Annotated in this window: 8 protein-coding genes; 3 read left to right on the forward strand and 5 right to left on the reverse strand. The window is 49.4% G+C overall.

Going from position 1 to position 10,117, the window contains the following annotated elements:
* The first annotated feature begins 583 nt into the window (after nt 1-583).
* Complete coding sequence (locus tag LI015_RS25920) at nt 584-1,786, forward strand: MFS transporter (protein ID WP_117625925.1); 1,203 nt, start codon at nt 584-586, stop codon at nt 1,784-1,786.
* Here LI015_RS25920 and LI015_RS25925 read toward each other — a convergent pair.
* The 5 genes from LI015_RS25925 to LI015_RS25945 form a co-directional block, all read right to left on the reverse strand.
* Nucleotides 1,772-3,082, reverse strand: a complete 1,311-nt coding sequence (locus LI015_RS25925; protein WP_002565160.1) for a sensor histidine kinase — start codon at nt 3,080-3,082, stop codon at nt 1,772-1,774. The genes LI015_RS25920 and LI015_RS25925 overlap by 15 nt on opposite strands.
* Nucleotides 3,075-3,800 (reverse strand): response regulator transcription factor, encoded by a 726-nt coding sequence (locus tag LI015_RS25930; RefSeq protein WP_048928794.1) that lies wholly within the window; start codon nt 3,798-3,800, stop codon nt 3,075-3,077. The genes LI015_RS25925 and LI015_RS25930 overlap by 8 nt, the downstream gene beginning before the upstream one ends.
* A 133-nt stretch (nt 3,801-3,933) precedes the next feature.
* Complete coding sequence (locus tag LI015_RS25935) at nt 3,934-5,304, reverse strand: ABC transporter permease (protein ID WP_002565162.1); 1,371 nt, start codon at nt 5,302-5,304, stop codon at nt 3,934-3,936.
* Nucleotides 5,301-7,847, reverse strand: coding sequence for a COG1361 S-layer family protein (locus tag LI015_RS25940; RefSeq protein ID WP_227126637.1), 2,547 nt, complete (start codon nt 7,845-7,847; stop codon nt 5,301-5,303). Before LI015_RS25940 ends, LI015_RS25935 begins: the two co-directional genes overlap by 4 nt.
* Nucleotides 7,848-7,849: 2 nt before the next feature.
* Nucleotides 7,850-8,551, reverse strand: coding sequence for an ABC transporter ATP-binding protein (locus LI015_RS25945; protein WP_002565164.1), 702 nt, complete (start codon nt 8,549-8,551; stop codon nt 7,850-7,852).
* A gap of 170 nt (nt 8,552-8,721) precedes the next feature.
* Here LI015_RS25945 and LI015_RS25950 point away from each other — a divergent pair, with 170 nt between their 5' ends.
* Nucleotides 8,722-9,255, forward strand: a complete 534-nt coding sequence (locus tag LI015_RS25950) for a hypothetical protein (RefSeq protein ID WP_002572258.1) — start codon at nt 8,722-8,724, stop codon at nt 9,253-9,255.
* Between the two features lie 116 nt (nt 9,256-9,371).
* Nucleotides 9,372-9,737 carry a hypothetical protein gene (locus tag LI015_RS25955; RefSeq protein WP_002565166.1) on the forward strand — a complete coding sequence of 122 codons (366 nt, stop codon included), beginning with the start codon at nt 9,372-9,374 and terminating at the stop codon, nt 9,735-9,737.
* Nucleotides 9,738-10,117: the final 380 nt, after the last annotated feature.

Consider the following 10,117-nt stretch of genomic DNA (forward strand, 5'->3'; position numbering starts at 1 on the left):
GTGAATTCTTCCGGCGATTTTTCCGGTGATTTTCTATGTGAATTTCCCCGGCGTGTATTTCGCCATGAATTCTGCCATGAGTTTCCCCGGTAAAATTTCTTTGACATACCGCACATTTTCTGATATGATGACTTTACTTTACAAAAGCCACTGCACGAAGCCCGGAAAGAACCCGCTAAGTGCCGGTGACATGTATCGCATGGAAGCGTCTGAAAGACAGGCGCCAAGTGTTCATAATAAGGAGGGCGTTTGATGTATTTATCCATTCGTTTAAGATAAGCAGCAATTAAATAAAACCTGATATGGTTTTTTTGTTGTGCCTGTTTTACGGATGAAATGCAGATACGCCTGATATATTTTTATGTAATATGTGAATTGCCCGCCGCTGATCCGGGGGACAGTTTGTTTTCTACATACAGGCAAGGCAGATAGAACCGTAATGGCTTTATCTGCCTTTTCATGTTGTATTTATATTATATTTATGCTGTATGTATGCTCTATACAGCCAAAACAGGCTTTGGGACAAACCCAAAACAGGACGCCATGTCAGGTCAGATACAGAATACGGAAAGGATTTTTTAATATGAATGATTATTCAAGATGGAAACAGAAATTTCTGACCATTGCAGCAGGCCAGACTGTCTCCCTTATCGGAAGCTCTGCTGTCCAGTTCTCGCTGATTTGGTGGCTGGCCAGCGAAACCGGCTCTCCCATGATGATGGCGTTATCCGGCCTGGTGGCATTTCTGCCCCAAATCTTCCTGGGTCCCTTTGCCGGGGTGTGGATTGACCGCCTGAAACGGAAGCATGTAGCCATTGCAGCGGATATGTTCATCGGCCTGGTAGCCGTGGTCTTTGCTGTCCTCCTGTGGATGGGCCATCCTCCCTACTGGTCTGCCTGCGCGGTTCTGGGCATTCGGGCCCTGGGAAGTGTATTCCATACACCTGCCATCCAGTCCATCGTGCCGCAGCTGGTACCGCCGGACAAGCTGGTCCGGGCCAATGGCTGGAACCAGTTCATGCAGTCCGGCGCCTTTATGCTGGGACCTGTCATAGGAGCTGCCATGTATGCCGCGCTGCCGCTTCCGGTCATCCTGCTGACTGATTTTATAGGCGCATGTGCTGCCAGCCTTACAATGGCGGTGGTAACCATCCCTGAACCGGAACACAGCCATCAGGAGGCCCCTCATTTAATCCGGGAGATGAAGGAGGGGCTTAGCATCTGCATGAGCGACCGCAGGCTGATGAAGCTGACTGCGGCCGCAGCCATTACCATGGTATTTTATCTGCCCCTGGCCTCCTATTATCCGCTGATGTCCAGCACTTATTTTAAGGCCAGTGCATGGCATGGAAGCGCGGTGGAATTCCTCTATGCCCTTGGCATGATGGTATCCGCCATCATATTCGGCAGCCTGGGCAAGGTAAACAATAAACTGAAGGCCTCCTACCTGGGACTGGCCGGAAGCGGCATCACCTGCTTTATCTGCGGCATCCTGCCCTCTGATATGTGGGCCTGGTATGTTTTTGCAGCGACCTGCATGTTCATGGGCGGAGCCGGCAGCGCCTACAATATTCCATTCGTGGCCTATCTGCAGGAGACCATACCTGCAAAAGCCCAGGGACGGGCCTTCTCCCTCTTGGGAAGCATCATGTCCTTAGCCATGCCTGTGGGGCTCCTCATATCCAGCCCTGTAGCCCAGATTTTCGGGGTAAATATGTGGTTTTTGGTATCGGGAATCGGTATTCTGGCTGTGGTGGCTGTATGCTGGCTTTCAGGAAACGATTAAGGGAAGGCTTATCTTTGTCAAGAAAAAACCGGCTTCCCGGCCGCTGTAAAAACTTCCGCCATGGTCCCCAATGATTTTAGCGCAGGTCTTAAGGCCGATTCCGGTGCTCTCCTTTTCCTGCGCGTCCTCTGCCACATAATTGCCAAAACAGATGATAAGACAATCCGCCCGCTGCTGATAGGATACGGTTACCGGGCGGTTCCTGTCTGCGTATTTGAGCAGATTGGAAAATATATTTCCGAATACCCGGCGGCACAGATTAATGTCCGCCAAAAGCCTGCAATTGATTTCATCGGAACTGCGCCTGATGTCAAAGCCCTCGCTCTCCATGTCAAAGAGGCTCTCCTCCACGATTTGGCCCAGGAATTCAGCCCCATTAACCTCCTCTGCCTCAAGCTCTTCCCTTTTTCTTCCATAAACAATGAAATATTCAAACAATTTATCTGAAAGTTCCTTTATCTGGTATGCCTTATCCCGAATGGAATTCAGATACTTTCTCTGCTGCCCCCGGTCTTCCCCCTTCTCCATCTGAAGTATGTCCACATAACCTAACAGGGACGTCAGAGGAGTGCGCAGATCATGTGACATGGCAGTGACCAGCTCACGGTTGGCCTTTCCCGCTTCCTCCTCTTTCTGCTGCCGTTCCTTGATGGCACAGCGCATGGCATCAATTTCCGCTGCCAGGGAGGCAAGCTCATCCTTCCCCTTTACCGTAATCCGGTAATCCAGGTCCCCGCCTTTTAATATCTGTATCTCCTGTTCCATCAAATCTATGTACCTGATTTTTCCGCGAATCAGCATGACCAGCATCAGCGCAAACACTGCCATGGAGATCACGCCTCCCAGCACACTGGCGGCAGCATAATATCCATATTCCACATAATAGCTGACCCCTGCCTGGGCAGTCCCGTCTGCAAATTTCACCTCATAAAGCCATGAGGTATCTTCCCACTCATTCATTTCCGGAACCATAACCATCACCTTGGCGTCATTGCTGTACCGAAACCTGCCGTCTTTATAGATGGTTATGAGAAGGTTCTTTTCTCCCGACGCCCACTTGTCCAGCATTTTACCGTCATTCGTGGACAGTCCGTTCTCTGTCACATACGCCTGAAGCCGCTCCACGCAGGCCTGTTCCCTCAGAATCATTCTGTCCTCACTGAAAAGCACACGGTCCAGGATACCAAAAAGCAGTGTATTAAGGGCCATGTAGAGAGCCAGTGAAACAAGGGCCGACGCCACTGCCGCCAGGGTAAGCTCTGTCCCCAGCCTGCTGATTCTCCTGCTCTTACTCAATCCGATACCCCTTTCCCCATACATTGACAATATACTTTGGATTCTTTGGGTCCGCCTCCAGCTTCCTGCGGAGATTCCTGATATGTACCATCACCGTGTTATTGGCGCTGTAAAAATAGGCTTCCCCCCACACGCTCTCATAAATATTCTCAATGGTAAACAATTTTCCCCGGTTGGACGCCAGCAGTAAAAGGATGCGGTATTCCAAATCCGTAAGAAGAATTTCCCGGCTGTTTTTCATGACCTCATTAAATGATTTCTGAATGACCAGATCCTTAACAGTTATGGATTCCTCCCCATCCTCCTCCTTGCCTTTATACACATGGTATCGGCGTATCATGGCCTTTACCCTGGCCGCCAGCTCCGCATAGGAAAATGGTTTTGCCAGATAGTCGTCACCTCCTGCCCCAAATCCCATGGTCTTGTCGGAGTCCTGGGTGCGGGCCGTGAGGAACAAAATGGGCGTATTTAACTTCCTTCGTATCTCTGCGCAGGCAGAAAATCCATTACGTCCCGGCATCATTACATCCAGTATAATCAGGTCAAATGTATCGTCTGCCGCAGACGCAGCCTGCTCCCCGTTCTCTGCTTCCACAACCTGGTATCCCTCACTTTCCAGCAGGATTCTCACTACCTCTCTTATCTCCGGATCGTCATCTGCAAATAAAATCTTCCGCTTGTCCAACCTGACACCTCTCTTTATAATGGCGTGTTTCATTTTTAACCATCCGGGTATGGATGTTCCGGGATGGCCAAACTATCTTCATTATATCTCAGATATTCTCTTACTTCCACCAAATAGTCCTATTGATTCAACTGTTTTTGTCCCTTCTTCCAGCTGTTCTTTCCCGTCAGTCATGCTTGATTGCCTCCAGCGCTGAAATCTTTACTGCTTTGCCGGCCGGATAATAACCTGCCCCCACGCCCACTGCAATGGAAAACAGGACCGCAAACAGGGACAGCCACCACGGTATCACGGACAGCCTGGAAGGAAGCCCCGCCATGTCCGCTTCCATGGCTCCGGCCATGGATGAGGACGACATTCCTTCGGAGGTCATATTCATGACAAAGGATATGGCATAACTGAATACAGTCCCTGTCACTCCTCCTAACAGCCCGATGCAGCCCGCTTCCAGAAGGAATATCCTTCTTATGTCCCTGACAAAACACCCCAGCGACTTCATAACTCCTATTTCCCTGGTCCGCTCAGATATGGACATAATCATGGTGTTGGTAATTCCCAGGGCTGCCACAAACAGGGAAATGGCTCCCAGGCCGCCTAACATCATCTGTTTCTGTCTGGCCTCCCGCTCCATGGGCTTTCGGATGGTCTCCATGGAGCTGGTCCGAAATCCCATACGTTTTATTTCCGTCTCCACCTCCGCCACCTGGTTCATATCCTTTACCTTCACCAGGGCGCCTGAATATCCCTTTTTCCACTCCGGCTTCCTGCCGCTCAGCTTAGCCTGCTGATCCAATAAGGTCTTAAGCATTTCCAGGTCCATCACAAGCCCCATGGATGTCTCCTCTCCTTTTCCGTAATCCTCCTTCATTCTTCCCGCGGCTTCCAGCTGGCGCGTGATTTTCTTATCATCCTCCTTATCGCTGCTGATATCCAGCGTATAGGCTGTTTTCATGGAATCAAAATATGGCTGGGGCTTCACAGGCATTCCACTTTCATCCAGGTTATCATATCCGCTGTACATATCAACCGTGTTTCTGCCGGAAGGCCTCTTGGTGTCCTCAAACATATAGGCAAAATTCTCCCCCACAAAGACACCATCCCTTCCCCCCTTGTCCCAGGTCCCGTCCGTCAGCTTGTATCCCATGGCTTCGGCTGCCTTTACGTCAATGCCCACAATGGTGGTGTAGGCGGACTTGTAACGCCGGTTTCTTCCGGCATACAGGGTGATGGGGATGTTTTCAGCTGTAAGTTTTGGTGTGACTGCCTCCACTGATTTCATTTCCTTTAAACGCCGGATTGCCTGATTATTCAGCTTTGCCGAGCGGCTCCCTTTGCCGGCCGAATATACATTGATAATGGTCAGATCTCCCATCTGGGCCAGCATGTTCTTCTGTGCCTCCTTCATTCCGATTCCAATGGATATCATAATGACCACGGAGCAGCAGCCTATGATGACTCCCAATACAGTGAGAAAGGTCCTGCTTTTATGGCGGGTCAGATTCTGGAGACATATGGTGAGTAAGTCCTTTGTTTTCATGTTTTATCTTCCTCATTTTCCGATGGCTGATCACGGCTGTCCTCCAGTTCATCCCAGCCTTCCAAATCCTGACCGTCCTCCAGTTCATCCCAGCCATTCTGCTCCTGGTACCGCTTGCGGCCCTTCAATCCTTTGGCTTTATTTCTCTTAATCCACAGAATTCCTGCCACCAGTGCTGCAGTTAGAATACCGGCCATCATTTTCCAGTTCATTTTCCTTCCCCCATCCATTTCTCCGTCCATCATATCTGCGCCGTCCGTTTCCTCAGCAGCTCCTTCTTTCACCTCGAATGTCACAGGAATCTCCATGGTCCTTATCTCCATGGACTCGTCCTCATATGTCACTTTTACCCTGCCCTCAAAGGTCCCTGCCTTTTTCGGGGTTGCTATAAAATCAATGGTCCCGCTTTTTCCCGCATCAAAATTCCCCAGATTCAGGCTTCTGTCAATTACCTGTATGTCCCCTTCCAAACTGGCTTCCACATTGTACACCTGTCCTCTTCCCTTGTTTACATAGGGAAGCGAGATGGTGGTCTCCTCATTCTGACGGATTTCCTCCACAAAAGAGGGCGGGCTCACCTGGAACCGGTCTGGCTGGTAAACCGGCACTGCAATGGTTTCTGCGGCAGTAGACTGTTTTCTCTCTGTTTTATCAATGTACTCATATTTGCACGATATGGTTATCTTAGGGGACTGTACCTTGGAATCCTTTGTCTGGAACAATGCCTGGACATCCACCTGCTGTGCTTTTTTCTCACCCGGTCCCATCTTTGGAACATAAAATGTGTTGGAGGACGAGTTGATAGATAAACCTTCTCCTGTTTCCAGCGAAATGACCACGTTTTCTATGGGAGACACCTGACTGGTATTCATAAACTCCATGTTCAGACGAAACACCTGTCCTGCTGAGACTTTATCTCCATATGTATAATTAGTCAGTATGATATTTGGCGTGGGGGCTCCCGGAGTGGCTGTCTTGCCATTGGTAGGCACCACGATTCGTTGGGAATACGTACCCTGGACCGTTCCCTTATCTGTATCATAATCAAATTTCAAGGTGATACCCAAAAGCTGGGATGCTGCTGACGACAATTCGGATCCCGCCTTAAGGTTCACAGACACGTCCACGGACTGTCCCGGCCCTATATCCCCAATCTGCCGTGTATCGGTTGCCTCCAGAAGAGATATCTGGTCATTTGGCTCAAAGGTAGCTGTAAGATTCCGTATTCCTTTGACTGTGTCGGTATTTTCCAGTTTTAAAGTAATCTGAAACGGCTGGCCGGAACTCACTGGTCCCATAGGTCCCCTGTCTATGAGCAGCACGGGCTGTCCTGTAGCCGTGCCTCCTTTTACAGGCAGAAGCACCTTTTGCACAGAGGCAGCCGATGTAAGCTGTCCTCCTGAATAATAGTTGTATTTTAACTCCAAATCAATAAGCTGGCTGGGACCGGATATATCCTGTCCCGCTATCAGATTGAATTTAACCAGCTCAGCTCTCCCGGTATCCAGGCGGCTAACGATCCTTGTGTTAGTGTCACCGCCTATGAACAGGGAACTTCCCGGCGATACATTTACCACCATATCCTCGATATCCGCATCTTTACTGGTGTTCTCAAGCTCCACTTCCAGCGTGAAGTGGTCACCGGGGCCAACGGGATTTTGCGGCGAGATTCTCCTGACTCTTATGATTGGCTGCCCTGTGGTACTTCCCGTATCCCCATTTTCCCTGGGAGCCGACTCCTCGCATTCCGAAATATTTACTTCCAGCTGTTCAGAGGGAATTCCGGAACTCTTAAATCCCACCTTCAGCCTCAAAACATCCCCCTTTCCCGTATAAGTAAGCCTGGTAAATGTCACTGTAAACTCCAGGTCGTCCTCCTTGTCCGATGTGATCTTTACCTTTGGATTTTCCCCATTGCGGAAGCTGTCGCTGAGTTTTGTTACCGTTACTCCCCGTTTTCCCACCTCACTTGTCTTGATTCCATTGCTTCTTACATTGACCACCACTTTTGCCTGGCGCCCTTTGCGCAGCACATCCAGGGTGTCCTTTGAACCGCCCGGCGCAAAAATCTCATACTCACCCACCCACAGGCTTCCACTTCCCGGGGCACCATCGTCTGGATTATTGGAATCCTCCTTTCCTCTGACCCGTCCTCCGCTGCCCTCCTGGCTGCCGCCGTCCTGAGCCCCGCTGACGGAATCAGCCCCTGAACCGCCTGTCTCACTGCCCATCTCACGGCCCGGCTCACTGCCCGGCTGGGATGTTCCCGCTACACCGGTTTCCGTTCCGGCACTTTCTGTTGTGCTGTCTCCTGCTCCGTTGGCTCCTGCTCCGTTGGCTCCTGCTGCTCCGGCTTCCATTCCTCCAGTCCCCTCTCCAGCCATTCCGCCTTCGTTTCTCTCATTAATCCCTTCTGCGGCAATCGTTTCCCGCCCCCCGGAACTGTCTGTCTCCTCTGCCAAAGCATTTCCGCACATTCCTATTATCATAGCAGTTGAAATCATCACTGCCGCTGCCCGTTTGAGCCTTCCTGTTATCTCCATCCTCACTGTCCTTTCCTTTCATCTCCCGTTATGATTCCGTCCACCAGGGTCACGATTCGGTCCGCATACCTGGACATGCCCGGGTCATGGGTCACCAGTATGATGGTCTGGTTAAATCTTCTGGCAAAGCCCATGACCATGTCCATGATTTCCGCTGTTGTTTTTGTATCCAGATTTCCGGTTGGTTCATCTGCAAACACTACCTCAGGTCTGGACACAAATGCCCTGGCTATTCCCGCTCTCTGCTGCTGGCCCCCGGACATCTGGGAGGGATAATGATGAAGCCGGTGTGAAAGCCCCACACGTTTCAGCATTTCTTCTGCCATGGCCTCCCGCCTCTTCCGGTCCATTCCCTTAAACATCAGGGGCATAGCCACATTTTCAACCGCTGTCATGGACGGCAGCAGATTATATGACTGAAAGATAAAGCTCATATGTTCCTGCCGGAAAGCGGCCAGTTCCTCCTCATTCATATCCGATATATTTTTCCCGCGGATAAACACCTGTCCTTTTGTGGGTTTCTCCATTCCGGCCAGTTGATTCAAAAGCGTACTCTTTCCTGACCCCGACGTTCCGAAAATACAGCAGACCTCGCCTTTATAAATCCTCAGATTAATCCTTTTAAGGGCCACCACTTCCTCGTCCCCCATCCGGTAAACCTTGCGCACATTTTTAACATATATGATTGGTTTTCCATGGTCCATTATCTTGTCACTCCTCTTTTTATGTGTCTATGATAGAAAATAATCCCCTGGAAAATACCTCATATAAATCTTAAGAAATCTTAATTTCACACATGTCTGTATTTTGGAATGACCTTTTGCTATAATGGTTCCATATGAACGGATAACTGCCGGAAAAAGGAGGAGAGGAAATGAAAGGCGCGATTCTCGAAAAAGGTGAAACAGGTTACACCTATCTAAAAAAACTGTTCCTTTCAATCCGCCACGCCCAGAAGGACTTTAACTGGCTCATCACAGACTGTCAGTGCTGTACCCAAAGCGAAGCCTTTTATCAGAGAATATTCCAGTATGACCGATATGGCTGGCTCTCTGGAGAGGAGCTGACCCGCATGGTTGAGACAGAGGATTTCCAGTGGATTTGGGCTGTTCTCTCCGGCTTCCCCCGGCATATCTCCCTGGCCCAGGTACTGGAATACGACCTGCCCTATGCTGACATGTACACCGGATTCTGGACCAATCCTGTCTCCATCCAGCACCCCCTGGCCCAGGTGGAAATCGTTCCCTGGGACAGTTCCTGCACCCTTGTCATAAGCCGGAATCACAGGATCGTGTCGGATTTCATGGATGGTTTTCCCCTTAGCAGGGATTTATCTCTGTACAATGAGCAAAAGGGAATCTTTGATGAGTCGGATGAACTGGAGCGCTGGCTTTCGCAGCACAAATAGGGCCTTGCTCCAAAATCCTCTGCCCATTGGAATAAAGCCCAATACAAAAAGAAACTCCATTCCGGAAGGAGGTCTAATTCCGGAATGGAGTCCGTTTTCAGGAAAGGAGCACAATATTGGAACATACATTTTGGACCGCACTGGACAAATTAGTGGAACAGTCAGAGATTATCATAGACCGTCCAAAGGGGTCGGTTCATCCCGTACATCCGGACTTTATCTATCAGGTGGATTATGGATTTCTGAGAAATACATCATCCATGGACAGGGAGGGCATAGACATCTGGGCAGGCAGTGACCATACGGCCGGGATTGACGCCATCCTGTGTACGGTTGATTTGTTGAAACGGGATTCTGAAATCAAAATTCTCCTGGATTGTACGGAGGAAGAAAAGATGTTGATATACAAAGCCCACAACGATACCTCATGTATGAAGGGCATCTTAATACGCCGAACCGCAGGGATTTCTTATAAACCATGAGAGAATTATCAAAATTACCAACTTAAGCAGTCAGGCCCATTGAGCCGCTTTTATGAATACCTCTGTCAAAAATAAGATTCCCATAAGTAATTATTAAATATTTTCATATTTTATTAAGAGGCTGCTCAAACTTTTGACATATCTGAACTGTATACTTTAGTCATAGATAGATAAAACATCCTGATTAATACAATATACAGCTTTTTCATACCCAGCCGGCACGACCCCATCGCGCCGGCTCCTCTCCTTTTAAGGGATACATAATCCTATCCTCCCGTACTCACCGTCTTATACCACTGTTCATCCCAAAATCCCCCTTTCCCTTCTTATAATCTCTCGGAATCTCTAAGCCAGTAAATATAAGGCTTTCAGATTCCTTT

The organism is Enterocloster sp. 210928-DFI.2.20, assembly GCF_020554465.1.
GTDB classification, from domain to species: Bacteria; Bacillota; Clostridia; order Lachnospirales; family Lachnospiraceae; genus Enterocloster; species Enterocloster bolteae.

Bases quoted from the DNA above. Each gene is read 5' to 3' on its own strand.
- LI015_RS25920 (WP_117625925.1), top strand. From the start codon at position 584: ATGAATGATTATTCAAGATGGAAACAGAAATTTCTGACCATTGCAGCA.
- LI015_RS25930 (WP_048928794.1), bottom strand. From the start codon at position 3,800: ATGAAACACGCCATTATAAAGAGAGGTGTCAGGTTGGACAAGCGGAAG.
- LI015_RS25935 (WP_002565162.1), bottom strand. From the start codon at position 5,304: ATGAAAACAAAGGACTTACTCACCATATGTCTCCAGAATCTGACCCGC.
- LI015_RS25940 (WP_227126637.1), bottom strand. From the start codon at position 7,847: ATGGAGATAACAGGAAGGCTCAAACGGGCAGCGGCAGTGATGATTTCA.
- LI015_RS25945 (WP_002565164.1), bottom strand. From the start codon at position 8,551: ATGGACCATGGAAAACCAATCATATATGTTAAAAATGTGCGCAAGGTT.
- LI015_RS25950 (WP_002572258.1), top strand. From the start codon at position 8,722: ATGAAAGGCGCGATTCTCGAAAAAGGTGAAACAGGTTACACCTATCTA.